At 70.7% G+C, this 26,096-nt stretch carries 23 protein-coding genes, 2 tRNA genes and 2 pseudogenes; 8 read left to right on the plus strand and 19 right to left on the minus strand.

Going from position 1 to position 26,096, the window contains the following annotated elements; genetic code table 11:
* Positions 1-70 precede the first annotated feature (70 nt).
* Positions 71-388, plus strand: coding sequence for an ArsR/SmtB family transcription factor (locus tag LDL49_RS26735; RefSeq protein ID WP_225294525.1), 318 nt, complete (start codon positions 71-73; stop codon positions 386-388).
* Positions 375-2,963, plus strand: a complete 2,589-nt coding sequence (locus LDL49_RS26740) for an ATP-dependent RNA helicase (protein WP_225294527.1) — start codon at positions 375-377, stop codon at positions 2,961-2,963. Before LDL49_RS26735 ends, LDL49_RS26740 begins: the two co-directional genes overlap by 14 nt.
* A 161-nt stretch (positions 2,964-3,124) precedes the next feature.
* Here the strand turns inward: LDL49_RS26740 and LDL49_RS26745 are convergent, their stop codons facing one another.
* A complete protein-coding gene (locus LDL49_RS26745) occupies positions 3,125-4,300 on the minus strand; it encodes a threonine synthase (protein WP_225294529.1) in 1,176 nt (391 codons plus the stop codon).
* Positions 4,301-4,358: 58 nt separating this feature from the next.
* Between LDL49_RS26745 and LDL49_RS26750 the strand changes: the two genes are divergently transcribed.
* The 3 genes and pseudogenes from LDL49_RS26750 (at position 4,359) to LDL49_RS26760 (ending at position 6,808) form a co-directional block, all read left to right on the plus strand.
* Complete coding sequence (locus LDL49_RS26750; RefSeq protein ID WP_225294531.1) at positions 4,359-5,189, plus strand: SPFH domain-containing protein; 831 nt, start codon at positions 4,359-4,361, stop codon at positions 5,187-5,189.
* Positions 5,182-5,340: pseudogene (locus tag LDL49_RS26755) on the plus strand (type II toxin-antitoxin system antitoxin); the annotation flags it as partial. The gene LDL49_RS26750 and the pseudogene LDL49_RS26755, both read left to right, overlap by 8 nt.
* A 22-nt stretch (positions 5,341-5,362) precedes the next feature.
* Positions 5,363-6,808: an amidase gene (locus LDL49_RS26760; RefSeq protein ID WP_225294535.1), complete on the plus strand. Its 1,446-nt coding sequence runs from the start codon at positions 5,363-5,365 to the stop codon at positions 6,806-6,808.
* 8 nt (positions 6,809-6,816) lie between these two features.
* On the opposite strand, the gene LDL49_RS26765 is transcribed toward LDL49_RS26760, so the two are convergent.
* The 5 genes from LDL49_RS26765 to deoC all read right to left on the minus strand — a co-directional run bounded on the left by LDL49_RS26765 (position 6,817) and on the right by deoC (position 11,231).
* Complete coding sequence (locus tag LDL49_RS26765; protein ID WP_225294537.1) at positions 6,817-7,707, minus strand: LysR family transcriptional regulator; 891 nt, start codon at positions 7,705-7,707, stop codon at positions 6,817-6,819.
* 133 nt (positions 7,708-7,840) lie between these two features.
* Positions 7,841-8,689 carry an aldehyde dehydrogenase family protein gene (locus tag LDL49_RS26770; protein WP_225294539.1) on the minus strand — a complete coding sequence of 283 codons (849 nt, stop codon included), beginning with the start codon at positions 8,687-8,689 and terminating at the stop codon, positions 7,841-7,843.
* Entirely contained in the window at positions 8,682-8,876 is a 195-nt protein-coding gene (locus LDL49_RS26775) for a hypothetical protein (protein WP_225294542.1), read from the minus strand. The genes LDL49_RS26770 and LDL49_RS26775 overlap by 8 nt, the downstream gene beginning before the upstream one ends.
* Complete coding sequence (locus LDL49_RS26780; protein WP_443689887.1) at positions 8,869-10,302, minus strand: aldehyde dehydrogenase family protein; 1,434 nt, start codon at positions 10,300-10,302, stop codon at positions 8,869-8,871. The genes LDL49_RS26775 and LDL49_RS26780 overlap by 8 nt, the downstream gene beginning before the upstream one ends.
* Entirely contained in the window at positions 10,302-11,231 is a 930-nt protein-coding gene (deoC, locus tag LDL49_RS26785; RefSeq protein WP_225294640.1) for a deoxyribose-phosphate aldolase, read from the minus strand. The genes LDL49_RS26780 and deoC overlap by 1 nt, the downstream gene beginning before the upstream one ends.
* Positions 11,232-11,426: 195 nt before the next feature.
* Between deoC and LDL49_RS26790 the strand changes: the two genes are divergently transcribed.
* Positions 11,427-11,573 carry a hypothetical protein gene (locus tag LDL49_RS26790; RefSeq protein WP_225294543.1) on the plus strand — a complete coding sequence of 49 codons (147 nt, stop codon included), beginning with the start codon at positions 11,427-11,429 and terminating at the stop codon, positions 11,571-11,573.
* A 179-nt stretch (positions 11,574-11,752) separates the two neighbouring features.
* Positions 11,753-14,665, plus strand: a complete 2,913-nt coding sequence (locus LDL49_RS58480) for an ATP-binding protein (RefSeq protein WP_308016191.1) — start codon at positions 11,753-11,755, stop codon at positions 14,663-14,665.
* Positions 14,666-14,728: 63 nt separating this feature from the next.
* Here LDL49_RS58480 and LDL49_RS26805 read toward each other — a convergent pair whose 3' ends face one another.
* On the minus strand, positions 14,729-17,029 hold the full coding sequence (locus LDL49_RS26805) for an ATP-binding cassette domain-containing protein (RefSeq protein ID WP_225294545.1): 2,301 nt from the start codon (positions 17,027-17,029) through the stop codon (positions 14,729-14,731).
* Between the two features lie 73 nt (positions 17,030-17,102).
* Between LDL49_RS26805 and LDL49_RS26810 the strand changes: the two genes are divergently transcribed.
* Positions 17,103-17,879, plus strand: a complete 777-nt coding sequence (locus LDL49_RS26810; RefSeq protein WP_225294547.1) for a TetR/AcrR family transcriptional regulator — start codon at positions 17,103-17,105, stop codon at positions 17,877-17,879.
* A gap of 176 nt (positions 17,880-18,055) precedes the next feature.
* On the opposite strand, the gene LDL49_RS26815 is transcribed toward LDL49_RS26810, so the two are convergent.
* From LDL49_RS26815 to LDL49_RS26870, 12 genes and pseudogenes are all read right to left on the minus strand, one after another.
* Complete coding sequence (locus LDL49_RS26815) at positions 18,056-18,622, minus strand: TMEM165/GDT1 family protein (RefSeq protein ID WP_225294549.1); 567 nt, start codon at positions 18,620-18,622, stop codon at positions 18,056-18,058.
* A gap of 223 nt (positions 18,623-18,845) precedes the next feature.
* On the minus strand, positions 18,846-19,880 hold the full coding sequence (locus tag LDL49_RS26820; RefSeq protein WP_225294551.1) for a UDP-N-acetylmuramate dehydrogenase: 1,035 nt from the start codon (positions 19,878-19,880) through the stop codon (positions 18,846-18,848).
* 60 nt (positions 19,881-19,940) lie between these two features.
* The gene (locus LDL49_RS26825; RefSeq protein ID WP_225294553.1) at positions 19,941-20,942 is read right to left on the minus strand and encodes a hypothetical protein; all 1,002 of its coding nucleotides are present in this window, start codon (positions 20,940-20,942) and stop codon (positions 19,941-19,943) included.
* Between the two features lie 89 nt (positions 20,943-21,031).
* On the minus strand, positions 21,032-21,460 hold the full coding sequence (locus LDL49_RS26830) for a MaoC family dehydratase (protein WP_225294555.1): 429 nt from the start codon (positions 21,458-21,460) through the stop codon (positions 21,032-21,034).
* Position 21,461: 1 nt separating this feature from the next.
* The gene (locus tag LDL49_RS26835; protein ID WP_225294557.1) at positions 21,462-21,911 is read right to left on the minus strand and encodes a MaoC family dehydratase N-terminal domain-containing protein; all 450 of its coding nucleotides are present in this window, start codon (positions 21,909-21,911) and stop codon (positions 21,462-21,464) included.
* Between the two features lie 435 nt (positions 21,912-22,346).
* Positions 22,347-22,511: a 50S ribosomal protein L33 gene (gene rpmG, locus LDL49_RS26840; protein WP_019632658.1), complete on the minus strand. Its 165-nt coding sequence runs from the start codon at positions 22,509-22,511 to the stop codon at positions 22,347-22,349.
* 70 nt (positions 22,512-22,581) lie between these two features.
* Positions 22,582-22,655, minus strand: a tRNA-Met gene (locus LDL49_RS26845).
* 208 nt (positions 22,656-22,863) lie between these two features.
* Positions 22,864-23,542 (minus strand): annotated as a pseudogene (locus tag LDL49_RS58485) (MAB_1171c family putative transporter).
* Between the two features lie 146 nt (positions 23,543-23,688).
* Positions 23,689-23,761 (minus strand) — tRNA-Thr (locus LDL49_RS26855).
* Positions 23,762-23,829: 68 nt separating this feature from the next.
* A complete protein-coding gene (locus LDL49_RS26860; protein WP_225294560.1) occupies positions 23,830-24,033 on the minus strand; it encodes a transposase in 204 nt (67 codons plus the stop codon).
* 346 nt (positions 24,034-24,379) lie between these two features.
* Complete coding sequence (locus LDL49_RS26865) at positions 24,380-24,886, minus strand: C40 family peptidase (protein ID WP_225294562.1); 507 nt, start codon at positions 24,884-24,886, stop codon at positions 24,380-24,382.
* A 148-nt stretch (positions 24,887-25,034) separates the two neighbouring features.
* Positions 25,035-26,042, minus strand: a complete 1,008-nt coding sequence (locus LDL49_RS26870) for a GH25 family lysozyme (RefSeq protein WP_225294564.1) — start codon at positions 26,040-26,042, stop codon at positions 25,035-25,037.
* Positions 26,043-26,096: the final 54 nt, after the last annotated feature.

Raw genomic sequence — 26,096 nt, forward strand, 5'->3', positions numbered from 1 at the left:
GTTTGATGCTCATCAAACTGGCCCATAGTTGGATTGTTGTCAAACAATGCGACGGAGGTAAGGTCGGAGCATGCGCCTGCTTCCCCATCCGGCCACTGACGACATCCAGCTCACGGAGGTGTTGCGGGCGCTGTCCGATCCCATACGCATGGAGATCGTCATCCGTCTGGCCAGCCGCGGCGAGATAACGTGCACCGCGGCGGGCGACGACCTCGGCGTCCACAAGTCGACGGCCTCGCACCACTACCGGACGCTGCGCGAGTCCGGGGTGATCATGTCGCGGCAGGAGGGGCGGCTGAAGTACATCAGCCTGCGGCGCGACGGCCTCGACGCCCGCTTCCCCGGCCTGCTCGACGCGATCCTCGCGGCGGCTCATGTCCCGGTCTGAGAGGCGGCCCGCGTTCGACGGCCCCCCGCTGCCCCAGGCTGACGGGCTGCCCATCCGGCAGGTCCTGCCCGAGCTGCTCGACGTGCTCGACCGCGCCGGCTCGGCCGTCCTGACCTCGCCGCCCGGCACGGGCAAGACCACCGTCGTCCCGCTCGCCCTGGCGGCGACCGGGCTGCGGGTGCTGGTGGCGGAGCCGCGACGGCTGGCCGTACGCGCCGCCGCCAAGCGGATGGGCGTCAGCTACACGATCCGCGGCGAGCGGCACACCGGCGCCAACCCCCTGGTGGAGGTCGTCACCACCGGGGTGCTCCTGCAGCGGCTCCAGCGCGACCAGGAGCTGGCCGGCGTGGACGTGGTGATGCTCGACGAATGCCACGAACGCCACCTCGACGCCGACACGGCGCTCGCTTTCCTGCTCGACGTACGGGACACGCTCCGCCCCGACCTGCGCCTCCTCGCCGCCTCGGCCACCGCGGACGCCGTCCCCTGGTCCCGCCTGCTCGGTGACGCGCCGATCGTGCACGCGTCGGGCGCGACGCACCCCGTCGAGATCGTGTGGACGCCACCGGTACGCCCGGTCGCCCCGCCGCACGGCCTCCGGGTCGACCCCGCGCTGCTCTCGCACGTGGCCCAGGTCGTACGGCAGGCGCTGGCCGAACGGGAGGGCGACATCCTGTGCTTCCTGCCCGGCACGGGCGAGATCGCCAGGGTGGCCGCCCAGCTCGGCAGTGGGCTCTCCGGCGGCGTCGAGGTGCTTCAGGTGCACGGGCAGGCGCCGGCGCGGGTCCAGGACGCGGTGCTGTCGCCCGGGTCGGCGCGCAGGGTGGTGCTGGCCACGTCGGTGGCGGAGTCGAGCCTGACCGTGCCCGGGGTGCGGGTGGTGGTGGACTCGGGCCTGGCCAGGGAGCCGCGCACCGACCACGCCCGGGGGCTCGGCTCGCTCACCACCGTACGGGTCTCGAAGGCGTCGGCCGACCAGCGCGCCGGGCGGGCCGGGCGAGAGGCTCCCGGCACGGTGTACCGGTGCTGGACGGCGGCGGAGCACGAGCGGCTGGCCGACCACGCACGGCCGGAGATCGCCCTGGCCGACCTCACGGGATTCGCGCTGCAGGCCGCCTGCTGGGGCGACCCGGACGCCTCGGGCCTCGCCCTGCTCGATCCGCCACCGCCCGCCGCGATGACCGCGGCCGCCCGCACCCTCCACACCCTGGGCGCCCTGGAACCGGCCCCCGGCACCACCACGCCCTCGTACACGCCGGACTCCGAAACCGACCAGGCGAGCGGCGACGGCGCAGACCGGGAGTCCGGTGGGGGCGCAGGCCGAGAGGCCGACGACGGCACCGGACGGGTGATGTGGCGGGTGACCGCGCGGGGGCGGCGGATGGCACTGGTCGGCGTGCACCCGCGCCTGGCCAGAGCGCTCCTCGATCTCGGACCGCGCGCCGCCGAGGTGGTGGCGCTCCTGTCCGACCAGCTCCCCCGCGAGGCGGGTGACGACCTCGTGGAGATCTGGCGCTCGGCCCGCCACGGCCGCGACGGCTTCACCGCCCGCTGGCGCCAGGAGGTCCGCCGCCTCACCAGAAGCACCCCGCCCCCGAACCGGCAGGCCGTACCACCGGGCGGGCGGGAGTTGACCGACGACGCGGTGGCCGGGCTGGCGGTGGCGTTGGCGTTTCCTGAGCGGGTGGCGCGACGGCGGGGCGGCGGGTACCTGATGGCCTCCGGCACCCAGGCGCAGTTGGCCGACGGGTCGCGGCTCGGTGAGGCGAAGTGGCTGGCCGTGGCGGTGGCCGACCGTCCCACCGGCTCGGCGTCGGCCCGGATCCGGCAGGCCGTGGTGATCGACGAGGAGACGGCCGGGCTGGCGTTCCCGGTGACCACCGAGGAGGAGATCATGTGGCGGACACCGCCGGGCGAGCGCCGCGGCGACGTGTCCGCCCGCGTCGTCGAGCGACTCGGCGCGATCGAGCTCTCCGCCACCCCGCTCAAGAACGCCGACGTACGCGAGGCCATCCTGTACGGCCTGCGCACCGAGGACGTGCTGACCTGGACCAAGGAGGCCATCGCACTCAGGGACCGTCTGGCGTTCTGCCATCGCGAGCTCGGCGACCCATGGCTCCCGATGGACGACCTGGCGGAGATCGCCGAACGCTGGCTGGAGCCCGAGCTGTCCCGCGCCCGCCGCCGCGCCGACCTGGAGCGCATCGACGTGGCCACCGCCCTGAAGCGGCTGATCCCGTGGAGCCGACGGCTGGACGAGGTGGCGCCCGAGCGCGTCGCGGTGCCCAGCGGCTCCCGCGTCCGGGTGGACTATTCGGGCGGGCAACCGGTGCTGGCGGTCAAGCTGCAGGAGTTGTTCGGCTGGACGGAGACGCCGAAGATCGCGGGCGTGCCGCTCCTCGTACACCTGCTCTCTCCCGCCGGACGCCCGGTGGCGGTGACCGCGGACCTTGCGTCGTTCTGGCGCGAGGGCTACCGTGCGGTCCGCGCGGAGCTACGCGGCCGCTACCCCCGCCACCCCTGGCCGGAGGACCCGCTGACCGCGGCCCCCACCCGCCGCGCGAACCCGAGATGACCCCCGCGGCCGACGGGAGCCGAGATGACCGACGAGCGGTTGCTTGAGGCGGCGCGCAACAACGCCGAGTGGTGCGACACGGTGTGCCGCTCGCACGGATCCGCCGGCACGTTCAGCGCACTGAGCTGGACCAACCCCGGCGCGCCACCCCACAGACGACCTCACAGCACGTCGTCCAGGGTCGGGTTCGTCAGCACCTCGACCGTCTCCGACCCCACTCCCAGATCCTTGAACCCGCTGGACGTGGCGACGCAGACCACCGGCCCGTCGAAGTCACGCCCCAGCCTGCGGTAGGCGGCCAGCCCGGCGGCGCCCGACAGCTCCTGCCACAGCCCCTGACGGGCCAGCGCCCGCTGGGCCGCCCGCATCTCCTCGTCCGTGACCACCAGGGCCTCGCCGCCGCTGTCGCGCACCGCCCGTACGCCTCGGTGGCCGCCCACCGAGCCGCCGATGCCGTACGCGTCGGTGTGCCCGAGCGAGACGATCGCGGCCGGCGCCCCCGTGGCGACGGCCCGCGCGTGGGGACCGCCCGCGGCGGCCTCGCAGGAGAACATGCGCGGCGTCGTGCCCGCCAGCCCGAGCCGGCGCAGCTCGGTGAACCCCTTCCAGACCCCGTAGAGCAGCTCCGCGTAGCCCGTCGGCGCGAACACCGCCGCCGGCACCCCGCCGAGCTGCAGGAACAGCTCGTACGCGATCGTCTTGTAGCCCTCGGCCCCGAACGGGTGCCCGGTGTGGGTGACGGTCAGGTTGCTGACCGGGTGGTAGCCGAGCCGGTCCACGATCTCGCGCATCAGCGGCCAGCGCGCCTCGACCGGCACGGCGAGCACCTTGGCCCCGTACGCGCGGACCAGCGAATGGACGGCGGGCGGCGCGTCGGCCGAGGCCAGCACGATGGCGGGCAGCCCGGCGCGGGCGGCGTACGCGGCGGCCGAGGCGCCGTGGTTGCCCGACGAGGCCACCACCACACCGGGCGCCCCCGCGCCCACGGCCGCGCTGACGGCGACCCGGTTGAGCCGGTCCTTGTGCGACCAGGTGGGATTGCGCGACTCGTCCTTGACGTACACGCCTTCCAGCGGGATCAGCGGCGTGCCGCCCTCGCCCAGCGTGGGCGCGTGCAGCGGCGGCAGCAGCGGTGACCAGCGCGCGAGGTCGGGGCCCGGCTCCTGTTCGAACAGGGTCGCGCTGACCCGGGCGTAGTCGTAGTCGACCTCGACCGGATAGGCCAACGACGCGGTGCTCGTCGTGGGGCAGCCGCGGGTCAGCGGCGGCCACAGCGGATACGTGATCGAGGGATCGCCCAGGGAGCGCTGGCCGGTGGCCAGAGATGGTCCGTTCACGCGGCCCAAGCCTAGACGCGCTATCATCGTGATATCACTTCGATAGCAAGGAGTCGGGATGGAACGACGTGCTTTCCGCCTGAACGGTTTTCTGGTCCTGCTCGTCCTGCTGGCGCTCGCCGCCGTGGCGGCCGTGGTCTCGCTGGAGGTTCTGGGTCTCGGGTGGATTGTCCTTTTCGTACTGGTGGCCGGCGGGTTCACCGTGGTCAACCCGAACGAGGCGAAGGTGGTGCAGTTCTTCGGCCGCTACATCGGCACGGTCGAGGACGCGGGCTTCCAGTGGGTGCTGCCGTTCACCAACAAGACCACGATCACGCTCAGGGTCCGCAACTTCGAGACGGCCAAGCTCAAGGTCAACGACGCCGACGGCAACCCGGTCGAGATCGCCGCGGTGGTCGTCTACAAGGTGACCGACGCGGCCAAGGCCAAGTTCGCGGTGGACGACTATGAGAACTACATCGCGATCCAGTCGGAGGCGGCGGTGCGCCACCTGGCCACCACCCACCCCTACGACTCGCACGAGCCCGAGCGCACCAGCCTGCGCGACGGCGCCGAGGTGGCCACCGAGCTCACCGCCGAGCTGCGCGAGCGCACCGAGCTGGCCGGGATCGAGGTGCTGGAGGCGCGCATCACGCACCTCGCGTACGCGCCTGAGATCGCCCAGGCCATGCTGGTCCGCCAGCAGGCCGGGCAGGTCGTGGCGGCGCGCACCCGAATCGTCGAGGGCGCTGTGGGCATGGTCCAGCTCGCGCTCGATAGGCTGGCCGCCGAGCAGGTGGTGGAGCTGGATGAGGAGCGTAAGGCGCAGATGGTCTCCAACCTCTTGGTCGTCCTCTGCGGCGACCGGGCGATCCAGCCGGTGGTGAATACCGGCAGCCTGTATGCCTGAGCGCAAGAAGCTCCTGCTGCGCCTCGATCCGGCCGTCTACGACGCCCTCGCCAAGTGGGCGGCCGACGATCTCCGCAGCGTCAACGCGCAGATCGAGTTCGCGTTGCGGCTCGCGCTGAAGCAGGCCGGCCGGGAGCCTCGCAACGAAGGGTGAAAACCCGCACACTTTAAGCATGTTGTGGACAGGCAGGTCCGCCATCGAGATCGCGACGGCCGTACGTCAGGGTGAGGTCACGGCCGCGGCCGTCGTCGAGGAGCACCTTCACGCGATCGCCGAGCGCGATCCAGGAGTCGGGGCGTTCCGGCTGGTCAGGGAGCGGGCCCTGGACGAGGCGCGGGCCGTGCAGAAGCGCCGCGACCTGGCTGACCTGCCGCTGGCGGGCGTACCCGTCGCGGTGAAGGACAATCTGGAGGTCGCGGGCGAGGCCACCCGCGGCGGGTCCGCCGCGACGGCGGACACGCCCGCGCGCGAGGACCATGAGACCGTCGCCCGGCTGCGCGCGGCCGGTGCGGTGGTCGTCGGCCTGACGAACCTGCCCGAGCTGGGGCTGGTCGCCTTCGGCGACAGCGCCTACGGCACCGTGCGCAACCCCTGGAACCCGGCCCGTACGGCCGGCGGCTCCTCGGCGGGCAGCGCCGCGGCGGTGGCGGCCGGGATGGTGCCGGTGGCGCTGGGCAACGACGGGATGGGCTCGCTGCGCATTCCCGGGGCGTGCTGCGGGGTGTTCGCCATCAAGCCGGGCACGGGCCTCGTACCACCGCCGACGGAGAACTGGGGCGGCCTCACCGAGAACGGCCCGCTGGCCAGGAACGTGGCCGACCTGGCGCTGATGCTCTCTGTCCTGGCCGCCGACGAGGGCCTGGCCGAGTCCTGGCGCGGCGGCGAGCGGATCGAGCCCCGGCCGCGCATGCTCCGCTCGGTCTGGGCGGACGACGACGACGAAGTATGGGCGCCCCGGCCACCGCACGAGACCCCGGAGCCCTTCGACCTGCGCGTCGCCTACGCCCCGCAGCCGCTCCCGGCGGGCCTGCCGATGGACCGGGAGTTCCAGGCGGCGGTACGCGCGGCGGCCGAGACCCTCAGGATCGCCGGGCACACGGTCGTCGAGCACGGCCGGCGCCTGCCGGCCGCGCTCGGCCCCGCTACGCTCGCCACCTGGCTGACCCGCGCCGCCGGAGCGGCCACCGGCCTCGACCGCAGACGCCTGGAACCACGCACCCGCGCGCTGGCCCGCGCGGGCCGGGTGCTCCACGCGCTCCGGCTGGACGGCGAGCGGGGCCGCGCCCGCTGGCACGGTTACGGCGCCGACCAGTGGTTCGGTGACGCCGACGTGCTGATCACGCCGACGCTGGCCACGATTCCGCCGAAGGCCGACCGCTGGGGCAAGCGCGGGTTCGCACGCAACGTGCTGGCCAACGTCAGGTACGCGCCCGCCACCGGCGCCTGGAACATGTGCGGCTGGCCCGCGCTCACCGTCCCCATCGCCACCCACTCCAGCGGCCTGCCGATCGGCGTCCAGCTCATCGCCCCACCCGGCGGCGAACCGCAACTCCTCGGCCTGGCCGCCCAGCTGTCGGCCGCGCACCCACCGGTCCGGCCGCGCGGCTTCTCGAACTGACAGTCCGATCAGCTGAAGTCGGGCAGTCGGCGGCGGGCGTGGTCGATGAACGCTCGCGCGGCAGGCCCCGATGGTCCCGTGGCCCGCCAGACGAGCGCCATCCGGCCGCGCAGCCGCGGCTCGGTGATCTCCAGTACGTGCAGGTCGTCCTTCGCGGCGGCGACCGCCGACTCGGGCAGCACGGCCAGGCCGAGCCCCTTGGCGGCGAGCTGCCCCAGCACGTACGGCTCGCTGGCCTCGAAGGCGACATGCGGCGTGAACCCGGCGGCGGCGCACGCCTCGTCGAGAGCGGCCCGCAGGCCGGTGCCACGCGGCAGGCAGATCAGCGCCCGATCCGCCAGCTCCGGAAGGGTGACGGCGGGCTTCACCGCCAGATCGTGAGTGAGCCCGACGGCTGCCACCAATGCCTGGTCGACCACCACCTGCGCGTCGAGCCCCGGCGGCACGCTCGATCCGATGCCGATGAGCCCGAGGTCCATCCGCCCCGCCCGCACCGCCTCGATCAGGCTCTCCGGATCGGACTCCTGAAGCGAGATCTCCACGGCCGGATGCCGTTCGTGGAAGTCGGCCAGCAGTCCGGGCAGGTCGAGCACGGAGGGCGCGGAGACGGCACCCATCACGACGTGCCCGCGCAGCAGCCCGGTCATCTCGTCGACGACCAGCCGGGCGCTGGCTACCGCCGCGAGCGCGGCCCGCGCGTACGGCAGCACGGCCTTCCCGACCTCGGTGAGGCGCACCTGTCGCGCCGAGCGGTCGAACAGCGGCTGGCCCAGCTCCCGCTCCAGCTGCCGGATCTGCGCGCTCACCCCGGGCTGGGCCACGTGGAGCCGGGCCGCGGCGCGGGTGAAGCCGGCCTCCTCGGTGACGGCCACGAAGTACTCAAGCTGGCGCAGCTCCATAACAAATCATGCTAGCAGCCAGGCAATCCATCTCTTTGGCTTCTGGATGCGCCATGCCGTCGACCAGGTGCGTGCCGTGTGGGATGCCGGCAACCTGTTCCGGCTCAACGCCGACATCCCACCGGCCTGACGGTCAGACCCCCATCGGGTGCCAGACCGTCTTCGTCTCCAGGAAACGCGTCATACGGGTCAGGGCCGGGGCCGCCCGCCAGTCCTCGTCCGGCGACGGGCGCAGGACCCGCTTGAGGTTCTCCGCCGCCGCCTGCTCGCAGGTCAGCGCCAGGTCGGCGTCGGACACACCGGTCAGGTCCAGCCCGTTGACGTCCATGTGGGCCGCCAGCCAGGGCGCGAGCTCCTGCTGATGGCCCGTGAGGACGTTGACGACGCCGCCCGGCAGGTCCGAGGTGGCCAGCACCTCCGCCAGGGTGATGGACGGCAGCGGCGTCCGCTCGGAGGCGATCACGACGCACGTGTTGCCCGTCACGATCGCCGGCGCGATCACCGAGATCAGCCCCACCAGCGGGTCCTCGGGCGCGACGACGCCGACGACGCCCGTGGGCTCCGGTGAGGAGAGGTTGAAGTACGGGCCGGCGACCGGATTGGCCGTGCCGTGCACGGAGGCGATCTTGTCCGACCAGCCCGCGTACCAGACCAGCCGGTCGACCGTGGCGTCCACGGCCTCCAGCGCCGCCTTCTTGCCGCCGCCCAGCTCCTCGGCGAACTGCGCGCGGCGGCCCTCCAGCATCTCGGCGATCCGGTAGAGGATCTGGCCCCGGTTGTAGGCCGTGGCGCCCGACCAGCCGGGGAACGCCTTGCGCGCTGCCACCACGGCGTCACGCACGTCCTTGCGGGAGGCCCGCGACGCGTTGGCGAGGAAGTCGCCCTTGGGCGAGGTCACGGCGTAGGACCTCCCGCTCTCGGAGCGCGGGAACGCCCCGCCGATGTACAGCTTGTACGTCTTGCGAACGGCCAACCTACTCATCGCCGCGCCCCCTCCGCATGGTCTCCTCCGACATCTCGACCGGCACGAAGACCTGGCCGCACCGGCTCACCCCGCAGCGGTGGGCGTACCAGCCGGTGCGTACGGGCCTTCCGGCGCGGGCGAAGGCGTGGCCGCGCGTGGCCTGCGCCCGCCGAATGCCCCGGCGGGAACGACGGTGCTCACACATCAAGGTAGGCCTCCAACCCGAGCAGCCCGCCCTCGCGGCCGTATCCGGACTCCTTGTAGCCGCCGAACGGCGCGGCCGGGTCGAACCGGTTGAACGTGTTGGCCCAGACCACTCCGGCCCTGAGCTTGTCGGCCATCCACAGGATGCGCGAGCCCTTCTCCGTCCAGATCCCGGCCGACAGCCCGTACGGCGTGTTGTTGGCCTTCTCCACGGCCTCGGCCGGGGTGCGGAACGTCAGCACCGACAGCACCGGGCCGAAGACCTCCTCCCGGGCGATGCGGTGCGACTGGGCCACGCCGGTGAAGACGGTCGGCGGGAACCAGAAGCCCTTGTCGGGCAGGTCGCAGGCGGGCGACCAGCGTTCGGCCCCCTCCTGCTCGCCGAGGTCGCTGAGCGAGCGGATCTTCGCCAGTTGCTCGGCCGAGTTGATCGCGCCGATGTCGGTGTTCTTGTCGAGCGGGTCGCCCAGCCGCAGCGTGCCGAGGCGCCGCTTGAGCCCCGTCAGCAGCTCGTCCTGGATCGACTCCTGCACCAGCAGCCGGGAGCCCGCGCAGCACACGTGCCCCTGGTTGAAGAAGATGCCGTTGACCACGCCCTCGACGGCCTGGTCGAGCGCGGCGTCGTCGAAGACGATGTTCGCGGCCTTGCCGCCCAGCTCCAGCGTGAGCTTCTTGCCGGTGCCCGCGACGGTCCGGGCGATGATCCGGCCGACCTCGGTGGAGCCGGTGAAGGCCACCTTGTTCACGTCGGGGTGGGCGACCACGGCGGCGCCGGTCTCACCCGCTCCCGTGACGATGTTGACGACACCGGGCGGCAGGTCGGCCTGCTGGCAGATCTCCGCGAACAGCAGCGCCGTCAGCGGCGTGGTCTCGGCCGGCTTCAGCACCACCGTGTTGCCGCAGGCCAGCGCCGGGGCGATCTTCCAGGCCAGCATGAGCAGGGGGAAGTTCCACGGGATGACCTGCCCGGCGACGCCGAGCGGCCGGGGGTCCGCGCCGAACCCGGCGTACTCCAGCTTGTCGGCCCAGCCGGCGTAGTAGAAGAAGTGCGCGGCGACGAGCGGCAGGTCCACGTCGCGCGACTCGCGGATGGGCTTGCCGTTGTCGAGCGACTCCAGCACGGCCAGCTCGCGGGCGCGTTCCTGGATGATGCGGGCGATCCTGAACAAGTATTTGGCCCGCTCGGCCCCCGGCATCGCGCTCCAGACCCCAAAGGCCTTGCGCGCGGCCTGTACGGCCCGGTCGACGTCGTCGGCGGAGGCCGTGGCGACCTCCGCCAGCTTCTCCTCCGTCGCCGGGTTGATCGTCTTGAAGGGAGAGCCCGAACCGTCCGCGAACTCGCCGTTGATGAACAGCCCGTACGACGGCTTCAGATCGACGATGTCGCGCGACTCGGGCGCCGGTGCGTATGCGAAGCTCGCCATCATCAGTCCAAGGTGAAGTAGTCGGGGCCCGCGTAACGGCCGGTCGTGAGCTTCTGGCGCTGCATCAGCAGGTCGTTCAGCAGCGACGACGCGCCCAGCCTGAACCAGTCGGGCGACAGCCAGTCCTCGCCCGCGGTCTCGTTGACCAGCACGAGGTTCTTGATGGCGTCCTTGGTGGTGCGGATGCCGCCGGCCGGCTTCACGCCGACCTGCCGGCCCGTCTCGTCACGGAAGTCGCGCACCGCCTCCAGCATGATCATCGTCACCGGCGGCGTGGCGGCCGGGGCCACCTTCCCGGTGGAGGTCTTGATGAAGTCGGCTCCGGCCAGCATCGCCAGCCAGGACGCCCGCCGTACGTTGTCGTAGGTCGACAGCTCGCCGGTCTCGAGGATCACCTTCAGGTGGGCGGAGCCGCAGGCGGCCTTCACCGCGACGATCTCCTCGTACACCTTGAGATAGTCGCCGGACAGGAACGCGCCGCGGTCGATCACCATGTCGATCTCGTCGGCGCCCGCGGCGACGGCGAGCGCGGTGTCGCTCACCTTGACCTCCAGCGAGGAGCGTCCGCTCGGGAAGGCGGTCGCCACGGAGGCGACCTTCACCCCCGAGCCGCGCAGCGCGCCGGCGGCCACGGCCACCAGGTCGGGATAGACGCAGACGGCGGCCACCCGGGGCGCTCCCTCGCCGGGGTGCGTCGCCTTGGTGCACATCGCACGGACCTTGCCGTGCGTGTCCGCGCCCTCGAGCGTGGTGAGGTCGACCATCGAGATGGCCAGGTCGATCGCCATGGCCTTGGCGCTGGTCTTGATGGAGCGGGTGCCGAGCATCGCCGCTCGCTGGTCCGCGCCGACCCGGTCGACACCGGGCAGGCCGTGCAGGAATGCTCGCAGCGTCGCGCCGGACGAGCCGACGTCGGCGAGCGAGGTAGTCACAGTTGACACCTCCACAGGATCGCCGACCAGGTGGGCTACGTCCAAACCGGATCTATAAGGCGGCATAGGCGCGCCTCCTAAGTACTCCCTGGCCTGGAGTTTCCCGGGAGATAGGGCATCCGCCCGATGTGGCGGTAGGGGCCTTAGCCCGAACCTTAAGAGTGTCAGCAAGAAACAAGAAGGAGACACACCATCATGAGTCCCGAGATCGAATACCAGATCATGAAGAGCCACGTCAACGAGCTGCAGCAGGCGGCCGCGCGACACCGTCAGGTACGCGAGGCCCAGGAGGGCAACAAGTCCGAGCGCCGCTCGGTGTTCGGTAAGCGCCGCTCCTCATGACCGCCCCACAAGCGCCCGGCCGCAACCTCCCTCGCGGCCGGGCCACCGTCCCTCCCTAGGACCGCCTTCCTCCCCATTTCGAAGGCGGTATCCGAATCGAGACGGTCTCGTGACGAACCCCAGGGGACCCGTCGCGGCCAGCGCCCCAGCGGGCCAAGCCGCCCGTCAACCTGCCCTAAATGCGTCGAAAGCGACTGGTGAGGCATGACATGCTGGACGACATGCTGGGACGTTCGGTAAGTCCCGTCTTCGTGGGGCGGGAAGAGGAGCTCACGACCCTCTCTCAAGCCTTCGACGAGGCCCGGAAGGGCGCCGCGACAGCCGTGCTGGTCGGCGGCGAGGCGGGAGTCGGCAAGACCCGGCTGGTACAGCGCTTCGCCGAGCAGGCGGCGCGGAGCGGGGCTCATGTGCTGTACGGCGGGTGCGTCGAGCTCTCCACGGAGGGCTTGGCCTACGCGCCGTTCACGGCTGCCCTGAGGCAGCTGGTCAGGGAGCAGGGCACCACCCAGATCGCCGCGCTGCTGCCGGGCGGCGCCGAACGCGACCTGGCCCGGCTGCTCCCCGAGTTCGGCGAGCCCAGCGGCGACGGCGAGACCGACACGGGCCGGGCACGTCTGTTCGAGCAGTTCCTGACGCTCCTCCAACGGCTGGCCGGCAACCGGCCGACGATCCTGCTCATCGAGGACATCCACTGGGCCGACCGGTCCAGCCGCGATCTGATCGCCTTCCTCAGCCGCAACCTCGGCACCGCGCAGATATTGATCGTCATGACCTACCGCTCCGACGACCTGCACCGGCAGCATCCGCTCCGGCCGGTCCTGGCCGAGCTGGGCCGGGTCAGCGGCGTACTCAGGCTCGACCTGCCCCGCCTGTCCAGGGACGAGGTCGCCCTGCAGATGGCCGGGATCCTCGGCAGCGACCCCGATTACCCCAAGGTGCAGAAGGTCTACGAGCGCAGCGAGGGCATCCCGCTGTTCGTCGAGGCCCTGCTCGACTGCGGCGAGGACTGCGCGTTCCCCGAGTCGATGCAGGACCTGATACTCGGCTCGGTCGAGCGGCTGCCCGAGGAGACCCAGCGCGTGCTGCGCATCGCCGCCGCGGGCGGCATCAGGGTCGGCCACGCCCTGCTCGCCGCGGTCAGCGGCCTGTCCGACCTGGAGCTGGAGGCCGCGCTGCGGTCGGCCATCGCCGGGAACGTGCTGCAGATCGCCGACAACCGCGCCTACGTCTTCCGGCACTCCCTCATCCGCGAGGCCGTACACGACGAGCTGCTGCCCGGTGAGCATCAACGGCTGCACTCGCGCTACGCCGAGGAGATCTCGCGCGACCGCAAGCTGGTGCCGCCGGGCCGGGCCGCCGTGGAGCTGGCCCACCACTGGTACGGCGCGCGCAACGACCTCTGGGCGCTGATCTCGGCCTGGGAGGCGGCGCAGAAGTCGTTCGTGGCCTTCGCCTACACCGAGGCGATCCCGCTGCTCGAACGCGTACTCATGCTGTGGGACCGGGTGCCGGACGCGGCCGAGCGCATCGGCGCCGACCACACGGCGGTGCTCGAACGCGCGAGTGAGGCCGCCCTCGCGGGCGGCGAGCTCGACCGGGGCATCAAGTTCGTCAAGGCGGCCCTGTCGCAGCTCGACGAGACCCGGGAGCCGGCCCGGGTCGCCACGCTGATCGTGCGCTGGGCCAACCTCAAGATCTACAAGGGCAAGACCGGCGTCCTCGACGACTTCCAGCACGCGCTGCGTCTGGTGCCCGAGCCGAACCTGGCCCGCGCGAGCGTCATCATGCCGATGAGCCAGCACCTGATGCTCCGTGGCGACGTCAAGGAGGGCACCCGGCTCATCGAAGAGGGGCTGCGCCTGTGCCGGGACCTCGGCGACAAGTGCCTCGAAGGGGACCTCCTGCTGAACCTGGCGCTCGGCCACTCGATCGACGGTGACACAGAGGCGACGCTGGCCACCAACCTGCGGGCGCTGGAAATGGGCCGTCAGGAGAACTCGGGACGGCTCATCGCGCGGGCGATCGGCAACAACATCGACGCGCTGAGCGACCTCGGGCGCTCCGAAGAAGCGCTCGCGCTGGCCGACGAGGGCTGGCAGCTGGCCAAGCAGTACGGCCGGATGCGGCTCAACGGGCTGTTCATCCTCCTCAACAGGGCCGAGGCGCTGGAGGCCATCGGCCGCTGGGACGAGGCCCTCGAGACCCTCGCTCAGGCGCTCAGCTTCGGTCCCGTGCTGCGCACCTACAACCACCTGCTCCGCGTACGCGCCGACATCGCGCTGGCCAGGGGCGAGCTCGCGGTCGTCGAAGGCATCCTGGCGGAGCTGGGCGTGCTCAAGGAGCGGCCCGAGGAGTTCCTCCAGGACATCACCAACAGCACCCGGCTGCGCATCGGCTGGCACCTGTTCAAGGGCGAGTCGCTGGCCGCGCTGGCCGTGACCGAGCGCATCCTGTCGTTGTCGTCGCAGTCCCCGTCGTCGCAGTCCCCCAAAGCCATGCTGGGCTGGCGGCGGCTGGCCCTGGTCACCCTGGTCTGCGACACGGCCGAGGACGCCGAGCCCGACCGGGTCCGCGCGGTGCGCGAGCAGGCCGCCAGGGTGGCCGCGAACCTCAAGGTCAGCGGGCCGGTGGCGGAGGCGTACAAACTGACGTACTCGCGCGACTTCGACGCGGCCGCGGCCGCCTGGGAACGCCTCAAGCGCCCGCACAACCAGGCCAAGGCCCTCGTCAGAGCGGCCACCGCAGTGGCGCGGTCGGGCGACAGGGAGGGCGCGGCGACCCGCCTCGCCGTGGCCGCGCCGCTGGCCGCCGCGCTGCGGGCGACGCCGCTGATCGACGAGATCGAGGCGCTCTCCCGGCGCGTCGGCGTCGTCCAGCAGCAGGCGACCGTCCCCGAGCTGCTCACGCCGCGCGAGACGGAGGTGCTCCGGCTGGTGGCGCTGGGCCGTACGAACCGGGACATCGCCGGCGAGCTGTTCATCTCGGCCAAGACCGTCAGCGTGCACGTGTCCAACATCCTGGCCAAACTGGGCGTGACCACCCGCGGCGAGGCAGCGGCGGCCGCACACCGCCTCTCCCTACTGACTCGGTAGGACCCCCCACCACGACGGACCGTCTTCTTCTCCTCCCCCGAAGGACCCCAGCCACGACGGACGTCACAGGAGTCGAGACGGTGGCGTAACGGACCCACTCCCCCAGGCAGCCAGGTCCCGGCGAAGGAACTCGGCGGTGTGGGAGCCGTCAGCCGCCAGCAGGTCGCGCGGCGTGCCCTCGAAGAGCACCCGGCCGCCCTGCCCGCCACCCTCGGGCCCGAGGTCGATGACCCAGTCGGCGTTCTTGACCACGTCCAGGTTGTGCTCGATGACGACCACCGAGTTCCCGGCGTCGACGAGCCGGTCCATGATGTCGAGCAGCCGCTTCACGTCCGACATGTGCAGGCCGGTGGTCGGCTCGTCCAGGACGTACACGGTGCCGCTCTTGTGCAGTTCAGTGGCCAGCTTGATGCGCTGGCACTCGCCGCCCGACAGCGTGCTGAGCGGCTGCCCGAGCGTGAGGTAGTCGAGCCCGACGTCGTTGACCGCGCGCAGCACCCGCCTGAGCTTCGGCTGCGGGAAGAACGCGAACGCCTCGGCCGCCGTCATCTCCAGCACGTCGCTGATCGACTTCCCGTCGAGCTTGTGCTCCAGCACCTCCGGCCGGAAGCGCCGCCCCTGGCAGACCTCGCAGGTCGACTTCAGCCCGTCCATGAACGCCAGGTCGGTGTAGATGACGCCGAGACCCTGGCAGGCGGGGCAGGCGCCCTTGGAGTTGGGGCTGAACAGCGAGGCGCTCACCGAGCCGGCCCGTGCGAACAGCCGCCGGATCTCGTCCAGCATCCCGGTGTAGGTGGCGGGGTTGGAGCGGCGCGAGACGCTGACGGCCGACTGGTCGATGACCACCGCATCGGGGTGGCGGCTCAGGAACACGTCGTTGACCAGCGTGCTCTTGCCGGATCCCGCGACGCCCGTCACGACGGTCAGCACGCCGGCGGGGATGTCGACGGTGACGTCCTTCAGGTTGTGCGTGTTCGCGCCGGCGATCGTCATCGCGCCCGTGGGGCGCCGGTAGCCGGTCTTCAGGGGTAGTCGCTGCTTCATGTACCGGCCGGTCATGGTGTCCGCCTCGGGCAGCGCCGCCGCGGTGCCCTCGTACACCACCTGCCCGCCGCGTGTCCCGGCGCCGGGGCCGATGTCCACGACGTGGTCGGCGATCCTGATCACCTCGGGGTCGTGCTCGACGACGATGACCGTGTTGCCCTTGTCCCGCAGCTTGCGCAGCAGCGTGTTGAGCCGTTCGACGTCGCGCGCGTGCAGCCCGACGCTCGGCTCGTCGAAGACGTACATCATGTCCGTGAGGCTGCTGCTGAGGTGCCGCACCATCTTGACGCGCTGTGACTCGCCGCCCGAGAGCGTGGCGGTCTCGCGGTCGAGGCTGAGGTAGCCGAGGCCGATCGTGACGAGGTCGCGCACCCGCTCGATCAGGCTCGCCACCACGGGAGCGCCCACCGGGTCGGTGAACCCGGCCAGCACCTCAACGAGCTCGGTGGCCTCCATCGCGGCGAGCCGGGCGATGTTGAAGCCGTCGATCTCGCAGCCGAGCACCTCCTGATTGAGCCGGGTGCCCGCGCACAGCGCGCAGGTGGCCGTCGTGACGTACTCCTGGAAGAGCCGGCGGTTGGCCTCGGACATCTCGGCGACGTCCTTCTTGATGTACAGGCGGGTGAACCGCTCCACCACGCCCTCGTAGCTGGAGTTGATCGTGCCGCCCTGCCACTCCAGCGGCACCTTGGCCTGGGCGCCGTGCAGCAGCGTCGCCCATTCCCGCTCGTCGTAGTCGGCCAGCCTCTTGTCGTTGTCGAACAGGCCGGAGTTGGCGTAGATCTTCCAGTACCAGGTGCCGACCGCGAAGTGCGGGTGCAGGAGGGCACCTTCGTTCAGCGACCGGGACCTGTCCAGGAAGACGTCGAGGTCGAGCGCGACCGTCCTGCCCAGACCCTCGCATTCGGGGCACATGCCCTGAGGATCGTTGAACGAGAAGGCGTTGGAGTAGCCGACGAACGGCTTGCCGACCCGCGAGAACAGCAGTCTCAGCAGCGAGTAGATGTCGCTGATCGTGCCGACGGTCGAACGCGAGCCGCCCCCGAGCCGCTTCTGGTCGACCACGATCGCGGCGGAGAGGTTCTCGATCACGTCGACGTCCGGCTGCCCGTACTTCGGCAGCCTGTTGCGGGCGAAGCTGGTGAAGGTCTCGTTGAGCTGCCGCTGCGCCTCGGCGGCCAGGGTGTCGAACACAATGGACGACTTCCCGGACCCGGATACGCCGGTGAAGACGGTGATCTGCCCCTTCGGGATGCTCAGGGAGATGTCGCGGAGATTGTTCTCGCGCGCGCCGATGATCTGGATACGGGACGCCTGCAACGCCACTCCTCGATCTCGAGTAACTCCGTACGCAGTACATCGTACTATGTACGGAGTTATGCTGAGTGAGAAGATGGATGATGTGCCGCTCACGATCGCCCGGACCAGCGCCGGAGACCCCGCCCGCACCATAGAGCTGCTCTGGAGGCGGCCGGGAGCGCGGCCGGCGCAGCGCGGGCCACGTCAGGGCCACACGGTCGACGAGGTAGTCGCCGCCGCGATCGCCGTCGCCGACGAGGAGGGCCTCGACGCCACGACGATGCGGCGGGTCGCCCAGGCGCTGGGGATCGGCACGATGTCGCTCTACACGTACGTGCCGGGCAAGGCCGAGCTGCTCGACCTCATGCTCGACACGGTCCTCGGCCAGATGCCGCGCCCCGACCTCGCGGACCTGCCGTGGCGGGCGCGGCTGGAGGCGGTGGCGCGGGCCAACCTCACGCTGTACGAACGACACCCGTGGATGCTCGCCGTGTCCACCACACGCCCGCCGCTCGGCCCGGGGGTCCTGGCCAAGTACGAGCACGAGCTGCGGGCCTTCGAAGGGCTCGGCCTGGGCGACGTGGAGATGGACGCCGCCCTGACCTACCTGCTCGGCTTCGTCCACGCCTCCGCCCGCTCAGCCGCCGACCAGCGGGCCGCCCAGAACGACGCGATGACGGACGAGCAGTGGTGGGCCGTCAGCTCTCCGCTGCTCGCCCGCCTCTCCGACGAGGCCGCCTACCCGACGGCCAGCCGGGTCGGCGCGGCCGCCGGAGCCGCCCACCAGGCCGCCTACAGCGCCGACCACGCCTACGAGTTCGGCCTTGAGCGCGTCCTGGACGGCCTCCAGGTCCTCATCGAACGCCGCTAGAGGCGCCCTCGCCCGCTACCCGTTCTTCCGCTCCGCCGCAGGGGCATCCTCCGAGGGGCCCGCTTCTTCCCGCTCCCCCGGAGGGGGTATCCCAAGGGACCGCAGCCACCACAGACCGCCACAGGGGCCGAAACGGTCGTGTCACGAACCTCCGGGGACCCCGTGCGGTCACCGCCCTAGACGACCGCGTCGACCAGCAGCGCGACCCCGAAGATCGCGAACACCGCGGCGGCCCCATACCTGATCGCCTTCTCCGGCAGGTGCTTGCCCAGCAGGCGCCCCACCACGATCGCGAGGGCATCGGCGGCGACCATGCCCACGGTGGACCCGATCCAGGTGCCCAGCCAGCCGTGCTGCGTCGCCAGCGTGATGGTGGCCAGCATGGTCTTGTCACCCAGCTCGCTCAGGAAGAACGCCACCGTCACCGCGACCACGGCGTTCCTGGTGGTGCGCCGGGCCTTGCGCGACTCCTCTTCCGTCAGCTCGTCACCGCGCAGCGTCCACAGGGCGAAACCCAGGAAGGCGAGGCCGGCCACGACGGAGATGGCGGTGGTGGGCAACGCGTCGCCGATCAGCCCGCCCACCGCGACGCTGACGAGGTGCACGGCGGTCGTCGCGATCGTGATGCCGGCCAGCACCGGCCCAGGCTTGAAACGGGTGGCGAACGTCATCGCCATGAGCTGGCTCTTGTCCCCCATCTCGGCCACGAAAATGACCGCGAGGCTGATCCAGAACGCTTCCAACTGTCCTCTTCCGCGCGACCGAGCCGGAAGCAGGCACCCAGGGAGTTTTCGGGCACGACTTCGGCCCGGTAGCGTCTTGATCCATAGCTACCAGGCCGAAGGTCTCGTCCGCCCGTACAGGCCCGCGTGACCGGGCGCGCAAGCGCGCCAGCATGTCGATCACGCGATTGGGACTACTCCCCTTCGGTAATTCCGAACAACCATAACAGCGGCCCTCAGGGACCTATTCCAGCGAGCAGCCGACCAGCACCGGCTCGTTGACGAGCGTGACGCCGAACTTCTCCAGCACCCCGTCACGCACCTCCCCCGCCAGCAGCAGCAGGTCGGCCGTGGTGCCCGCGCCGGTGGGGTTGGTCAGGGCCAGCGTGTGCTTGGTGGAGATGCGGACCGGCCCGCGTTCGTAACCCTTGCGGTAGCCGGCCTGCTCGATCAGCCAGGCGGCGGACACCTTGACCGCGCCGTCCGGCATGTCCCAGCGCGGATGACCGGGGGCCCGCGCCGCCAGCTTCTCGGCCTCGGCGGCCGACAGGACCGGGTTGGTGAAGAACGACCCGGCGCTGCGGGTGTCGGGATCGGCCGGATCGAGCACCATGCCCTTGCCGCGCCGCAGCTCCAGCACCGCTCGACGCGCCTGGTCGAGCGGCACGCGGGCGCCCGGCTCGACGCCGAGCCGGGTGGCCAGCTCCTGGTAGGCCACGGGACCCGACAGCTCCGAGACGTCGAGCGTGTACGTCACGCCGAGCACCACATGCCGCGCCAGATCCCGCTTGAACGCGCTGTCACGGTAGGAGAAGCCGCACTGCCGCGCCTCCAGGTCGACCACCTGCCGCGTCCTGCGGTCGTAGGCGCGTACGCACCTGATGGTCTGGGCCACCTCCTGGCCGTAGGCGCCGACGTTCTGGATCGGGGTCGAGCCCACGAGCCCCGGAATGCCGGACATGCACTCGATGCCGGACCAGCCCTCGGCCACCGCGCGAGTGACCAGTCCGTCCCAGTCCTCGCCCGCCTCGACCGTGACCAGCACCTCGTCGCCCTCACGGGAGACGGACACGCCCTGGGTGACGACCCGGATGACCAGCCCGTCGAACCCCTCGTCGGCGACCACCAGGTTGCTCCCGCCGCCCAGCACCAGGGTGGGCTGGGCCTGCCGGTCGGCCTCGGCCACGAGGGAGACGAGGTGCTCCGCCGTACTGGCCTCGACGAATTCGCGGGCAGGGCCGCCCAGCCCCAGGGTGGTGTACGGCGCGAGGTTCTCCATGGGGCACAAGCTTATGAGGCCCTCGGCATGCCCAGCACCTTGTCGGACTTTCGCCGGGATTCACCCTTGGGGCGCCTCATGGTCGCGCAGGCGGCGTACCGGAAGGCGGTCGGAGGGCACGACCAGCTCGCCCTTGAGGGCCAGCGAGAACTCCAGGTCGGCGTTCTCACCGTCTCGGGCGTCCTCGGGCAGCGCGCCGATCGCGGCAGACCTGCGTACCGCCATCAGGTCGCCACGCAACGCGCGCACGCGCCCCGGTCCCGCTTCGTGCCACCCCGTGCCGATCGGCGGTCGCTCCAGCCCGTCCGCCGGTCGCTCCAGGCCGTGCCAGCCCGCCGCCACCGCGCCGTCCGCGACCGCCGCGACGAGCGGCGTGAGCGCGTCGCCCGACAGCACGATCGAGGTGTCCATCAGCACGTGCACCTCGGACGTGTCGAGGTGCAGCAGCTTGGCCCGGCAGGCACCCCACGTGGCCGAGCCGCCCCGCCAGTGCGGGGTCTCGGCCACCCGCCACTCGGTGATCCGGTCCGGATGGCGCAGGGCCAGCTCGTGCAGCACCTCACCGGAGCCGTCCACGTCGCCCAGGTCGAGGGCCAGGACGTGGGCGCCGGTGTGCTCGAGCACCGACTCTATGGACGCCCGTACGTCCTCCGGCCGGCCGTCGACGATGAGGCTCACGGAGGCCGTGACGTCGGCGGTCGCCACCCGCTGCCGCTCGGCGGCGACGCCCGCCTCGTCGAGCCGGTTGGCGGCCAGGCTCCCGTCCCAGACGCGCTGGGCGTGCAGCATGTCGTCGTCCGGGTCGCCCCGCTGCTCGGGGTCACCAGAGAAGCCCAGCTCGGCGGCGGGATTGGCGCGAGCACCCGCGCCTCTCGCCCCCGCGGTGCCGACACCCGTCGCCGCGCCCGCGCCGCCGGTCGTGTCGCGGCCCGTGCCTACGGCGCCCGCCACGTCCTCGGTCCTGACGGGACCCAGGTGGCCGGGCGGCTTGTCGGTCACCGCGGAGACCGGGATCGATTCGACCGTGGGCCAGATCCTGCCTTGGTGCGGAGCTGTATTCATAGGGTCCCGCGTACCCGAGAGCCGCCCCGCCTATCATCGCGCCGAGCTCATCCCGCTGGGCTCATCGCCCTCGCGAGCTGAACACCGCGCTACGCGAGCTGGACCACCGCGCGGGCCTTGGACAGCACCCGGGTGTCGCCCGCCCTGGCCGTCAGCGCGACGACCACGCGCTTGTCCGGCAGCTTCTGCTCCACGACACCGCTGATGGTGATCGTCGCACCCTCGTCGTCGTCGGGCACGACCACCATCGAGGAGAACCGCACCCCGAAGTCGACCACCGCGCCGGGATCGCCGACCCAGTCGGTGACGAACCGGCCGCCCTGCGCCATCGTGTACATGCCGTGCGCGATGACGTCGGGCAACCCCACCGCCTTGGCGAACCGCTCGTTCCAGTGGATCTGGTTGAAGTCGCCCGACGCCCCCGCGTACATCACCAGGTTGAGCCTGCGGACGTCGTAGCCGATGGCCGGGATCTCGTACCCGACCTCGATCTCGTCGTACTTCACCGTGGCAGTCATCTCAGGCCGCCCCTCCGCGCTCGACGATCGTGTTGTACGTGGTGCAGACCGGCTCACCTGCGACCGTGGCGATGTCGCTTCGCACCGTCAGCAGCTCGTTGCGCCCGGCGCTGCGGATGTCGGTGATCGTGGAGCTGGTGACGAGCTCGTCGCCGGCGTAGATGGGGCGTACGTACTCAAAACGCTGCTCGCCGTGGACCACCATGGCCAGGTTCAGGCCGAGGTCAGGGTCGGCCAGCGCCTCACCACCGCTCTGCAGGCTGAACACGATGGGAAAGGTCGGCGGCGCGACCACATCGGGATGCCCGGCGGCCTGGGCGGCGTCCCGGTCTCGGTAGATCGGATTGCCGTCGCCGATCGCGGCGGCGAACTCCCTGATCTTCACCCGGCTGACCTCGTACGAGGACTTGGACGCGTACGTCCGGCCCACGAAGTCGCGGTTCAAGGCCATCTGTGCTCCCTCGCATGTCCGTTACGCAGACGCTAACAGAACAAGGTTCGGCTGTCGCCGGGATGACCACGACTTTGCCGCAGGGACGACCGGTGAATTCCACCGCCAGGCGGCCAGTGAATGCTGCGGCCATGAGGACCGACGAATTACCCGCCAGAACAACCAGTGGACACTCCCGCCGGAGCCACCGGTGGATGCTGCCGCCATGACAGCTGGCGACTCCCGCCACCAGAACGACCGGAGGATGCTCCCACCGGACAGCTGGCAGATTGCCCGCCGGGACGGCCGGTGGACCACTGCTGCCACGACGGCTGGCAGATTGCGTCACCGTGACGGCGAATAGACACGACAAACCGGCGCCCCGTAGCAGGACGCCGGTTGTGCGTTGGGTATGGCCAGGAGAATGCCCCCGACGAGACCGCGCTCGGAAAAGAGCTAGCGGGTCTCGCGGTGCGCGCGGTGGCAGCGGCAGTTGGGGCAGTATTTCTTCAGCTCAAGCCGATCCGGGTCGTTGCGCCGGTTCTTCCGCGTGATGTAGTTGCGGTGCTTGCACTCCTGGCAGGCCAGCGTGATCTTCGGCCTAACGTCGGTGGCAGCCACGTGGGAGTGCCTTTCTACGTTTGGGACTGGGACATGCCCAAGCCCAGGTCGGCGACCTGGGGAGGGGCAGTAGCGGAGGCCGGACTTGAACCGGCGACACAACGATTATGAGCCGTTTGCTCTGCCTGACTGAGCTACTCCGCCTTTGAGCCGGACGAACGACCCCGGCCCGTAGAGGATACCTGACCTGGGGAGCACATACGTAATCGGCCAGCTCGCCCGGGCTGGCCAGCCAGTAAGCCTAGCAGCCGGGGTGCAGCGCACAAAATCGCACATGATGAGACGCACGTACGAGCGACGGCGGAGGCAGTCAGCTGACAGCAAACCCTACAGTCCGCCGGGGTCAGCGCGATTATCCGCGCGGCAAGACCGGCTGGAGTTGGGCGATTGTTGTGGCCCCGATGGGCGAGCCGTGCAGGGCGTGAGCGACCTTGGTCAGCCAGGAGATTTCGCCGACGAGGTGCGGGTGATCCCGGGTGGGGATCGGGGGGAGATCGCAGCTGGGAGGGCACTGCCGATCGGCGGCCTTGGCGATGATCGCGGTGGACAGCACGGCGGCCTCGACAGTCGCGTCTAGGGCGTCGTCCACGAGTCCGGCTTGGCGGCTGAGACGAGTGGCGAGTTCGTAGGCGGCCGGGTGGGCGTAGGGGCGTACAGCGAGTTGGCCGTCGCGGATCTCGATGACCCGCCGGTAAAGCCGGAAGGGCACGTTGCGCGGATCGATGGCGTCGAGGAGGGCCGGTGCGGGGGGAAACCAGCGCGATCTCGGGTGCGGCCTGGTAGAGGGCTTGCCAGAGCGGGCGGAGGCGCTGATGGCGACGGAGGTCGGTACTCCAGTGCCAGGCGCCTGATAATCGGCCGACCACGTTGGGGAGAAGGACACCGATGAGAACAAGAAACAGGATGTATTGCCTGCGGACCGCGGCGAAGTTCGGGCGGCTGACGTGAATGAGGAACACCTGGCCTCCGCAGCCGATGGCGATGCTGGCGGAAATCCCGGCCCCGTTTCGTGACGGCTGCGGGGAGCCCATCCAGCCGTTCGCGTCAGCCGCCCCGGTGGTCGAACTGCGGACGCGGCGCGGCTGACACCAAAGATCACCGCGCAAGGATCGCGCACAACGAGAAACGCCCGACTCCAAGTAATCTTGGAGTGGGCGTTTTGCCTTGTCAGCGTGCGAGCCCCCAAACGGAATCGAACCGTTGACCTTCTCCTTACCATGGAGACGCTCTGCCGACTGAGCTATAGGGGCCTGTCCGGCGCTGCGGACAGGTGTAACCATACACGGCCCTCAACGATGACGCGAACTCGTCGCCCCCACTAGCTGACCGCCTCGTAACCCCGCTGGAACGGCAGCTCCACCACCTCGCAGAGATCGGCCAGATCGACATGCCGGGCCACCTCCGCGACCGACACGCAGTCGGCCACGGGAACCCCGTCCCTGCGCACCCGGAGCACCTCTCGCCCGTCACGCTCGGCGAGAACGACCTCGTAGCCGTCTATCCCGACCCATCGCCTGTCCATAGCGGCACACAGTAGCTCCTGGGTCTCTCAATTTTCGCTACGCGACATGCGTTACACGCCATACCGAGTTGCTACCGCGGTGCCCACGCCGGCTCCGCTCGGGTGTTTCGTCACCCGACCTGCTCGATCCCTGCGACGGTCCGTAGGTGGCTGGGGGCCTTTTAGAGGAGGGAATCCCCTTCGGGGGAGAGAAAGGAAGGCCCGTCGGGGCCGGGCTCCCTGCGGGGCGATACCGCCCTCGGGAGAGCGGAGGAAGACGGTCCGTCGCCGCCGAAGCCCCCGCGCGGCGATACCCCCTTCGGGAGTACTGAGGCAGCACGGATGCCTGGCGAATGGCCGGGTGAGGTCAGTAGCGGTAGAAGCCCGCGAGGTCCTTGATCCGGCGGATGTCGTCGACGCGTACCGAGGCTCCCGTCTCGGGGGCGTTCATCATCTTGCCGTGGCCCAGGTAGACGCCTACGTGGTGGGTCTTGATGGTGTTTTTCGTGATCTTTCCGAAGAAGACGAGGTCGCCTGGTTCGGCCGAGCCGACCCGGCGCAGCCTGCGTACGTGGGCGTCGGTGGTGCCGGGGCCGAGTACGTCGGCGCCGAAGGCTCGGGCGTACACCCACCTGGTGAAACCCGAGCAGTCGAGCCCCCGTGTCCTCGCCGCCGGGCAGGGCCGCGTCTTTCCCCGGTAGCCCAGGCAGGTGCCCTTCGACGGTCCCGGATCCGTACCGTGGCCGCCTCCCCAGGAGTAGACGACGCCCCGCCGCTGGATCTCGTACGCGATTCTGACGATCGCCGAAGGGGCGGGGAACCGCAGGAGCGGCACCGACGCGGTGGCGGTCAGCAGGACGAGGGCGATCGCCACCCAACGCCATCCCGATCCCGCCGCTAACCCTCGCAGCCTAGGCATCGGGATTTATTCTGCTTTATCGGGCGGCCCGGCGAGCAGACCGATGGGTCTCGGCGGGCGGCCCGAGGGGTGACCCGACTGCTCGCCCGGCGGGCGGGCCGGTTTATCGGGCCGTCAGAGTGAGGTTCACCGAGCCGACCGCGACACGTATGCCGACCTTGCCCTTCCCCTTGGTCTTCGCGTTCGTGGTGAAAGTCAGCGTCGTCTTCTGGCCGCGCCGGAGCTCGGCGACGTCGCAGCGCACCGCCGTACCGCTGAAGTCGCAGCCCGGCGCCCGCACCACCCGCTGGCCGCCGAACGCGCGTCCGGACACCTTGACGTGCGTGACCGTGACCGGTCCCGTGTTGGACACGGTGACCGTGTACGTCTTCCTGTTCCTGGCCAGGCCGGAGACCGTCACCTCGGCGGGCGGGTTGGCCAGCTCCCCCAGCTCGTCCTCCGAGCCGTTGAAGGAGTTCTGGCCGCCGGCCAGCGTGCCCTTCTCGGCGGACTGCCAGAACGTGTGCCGCTCCCAGCCCTTGGGCAGCTCACCGGGATCGCCGCCCCAGCGGGCCAGCCACAGCGGGTGGGCGCCGAACTTGCCGGAGTCTCCGGTGCACGTCTGCCACCAGGCCCGGGTCGTGTAGATGATCGCCCGGCGGCCGGTCTGCTCACGATACTTCGCGGTGAACGACTTGATCCAGCCGACCATGTCCTTCTGCGACAGGCCGTAGCAGCCGTCCTTGCCGTTCTTGTCCTTGTACGGGTTCTCCTCCAGGTCGAGCACTCCGGGCAACGTCCGCCCGTCGATCTTCCAGTCCCCGCCGTTCTGCAGGAAGAACTCGGCCTGGGCGGCGCCGTCGGACTCGTGCGGCTGTGCGAAGTGGTACGCCCCGCGCAGCAACCCGGCCTCCGCCGCGCCGTCGTACTGCACGTCGAAGGAGGGATTGCGGTAGTCGGTCCCCTCGGTCGCGTGGACGAACGCGAACTTCCCGCCGCCGGACGCCACGGCCGGCCAGTCGACCTCGCCGGTCCAGTTACTGACGTCCACCCCGGCGACCCCGTCGGCGGCCCACGCGGTGCCGGTCATCCCGGCCGTGGCGACCGCCGCCAACAACAACAGACGTTTCACGCGGGAGATCATCGCGGAGCGCCGAGCGGCCTCGCAAGAAATTTCTTATATCGG

The sequence above is a fragment of the Nonomuraea aurantiaca genome, assembly GCF_020215705.1.
Classification (GTDB): domain Bacteria; phylum Actinomycetota; class Actinomycetes; order Streptosporangiales; family Streptosporangiaceae; genus Nonomuraea; species Nonomuraea aurantiaca.

What these genes read in the sequence shown, in the direction of transcription:
- LDL49_RS26780 (WP_443689887.1), bottom strand. Translation starts at nt 10,302, where the DNA reads ATGATGGCGAGCTTCGCATACGCACCGGCGCCCGAGTCGCGCGACATC.
- LDL49_RS26860 (WP_225294560.1), bottom strand. Translation starts at nt 24,033, where the DNA reads ATGGACAGGCGATGGGTCGGGATAGACGGCTACGAGGTCGTTCTCGCC.
- LDL49_RS26770 (WP_225294539.1), bottom strand. Translation starts at nt 8,689, where the DNA reads ATGAGTAGGTTGGCCGTTCGCAAGACGTACAAGCTGTACATCGGCGGG.
- LDL49_RS26825 (WP_225294553.1), bottom strand. Translation starts at nt 20,942, where the DNA reads ATGAATACAGCTCCGCACCAAGGCAGGATCTGGCCCACGGTCGAATCG.
- LDL49_RS26820 (WP_225294551.1), bottom strand. Translation starts at nt 19,880, where the DNA reads ATGGAGAACCTCGCGCCGTACACCACCCTGGGGCTGGGCGGCCCTGCC.
- LDL49_RS26810 (WP_225294547.1), top strand. Translation starts at nt 17,103, where the DNA reads ATGGATGATGTGCCGCTCACGATCGCCCGGACCAGCGCCGGAGACCCC.
- LDL49_RS26790 (WP_225294543.1), top strand. Translation starts at nt 11,427, where the DNA reads ATGAGTCCCGAGATCGAATACCAGATCATGAAGAGCCACGTCAACGAG.
- LDL49_RS58480 (WP_308016191.1), top strand. Translation starts at nt 11,753, where the DNA reads ATGCGTCGAAAGCGACTGGTGAGGCATGACATGCTGGACGACATGCTG.
- LDL49_RS26765 (WP_225294537.1), bottom strand. Translation starts at nt 7,707, where the DNA reads ATGGAGCTGCGCCAGCTTGAGTACTTCGTGGCCGTCACCGAGGAGGCC.
- LDL49_RS26740 (WP_225294527.1), top strand. Translation starts at nt 375, where the DNA reads ATGTCCCGGTCTGAGAGGCGGCCCGCGTTCGACGGCCCCCCGCTGCCC.
- LDL49_RS26830 (WP_225294555.1), bottom strand. Translation starts at nt 21,460, where the DNA reads ATGACTGCCACGGTGAAGTACGACGAGATCGAGGTCGGGTACGAGATC.
- LDL49_RS26735 (WP_225294525.1), top strand. Translation starts at nt 71, where the DNA reads ATGCGCCTGCTTCCCCATCCGGCCACTGACGACATCCAGCTCACGGAG.
- LDL49_RS26750 (WP_225294531.1), top strand. Translation starts at nt 4,359, where the DNA reads ATGGAACGACGTGCTTTCCGCCTGAACGGTTTTCTGGTCCTGCTCGTC.
- LDL49_RS26775 (WP_225294542.1), bottom strand. Translation starts at nt 8,876, where the DNA reads ATGTGTGAGCACCGTCGTTCCCGCCGGGGCATTCGGCGGGCGCAGGCC.
- LDL49_RS26835 (WP_225294557.1), bottom strand. Translation starts at nt 21,911, where the DNA reads ATGGCCTTGAACCGCGACTTCGTGGGCCGGACGTACGCGTCCAAGTCC.
- LDL49_RS26760 (WP_225294535.1), top strand. Translation starts at nt 5,363, where the DNA reads ATGTTGTGGACAGGCAGGTCCGCCATCGAGATCGCGACGGCCGTACGT.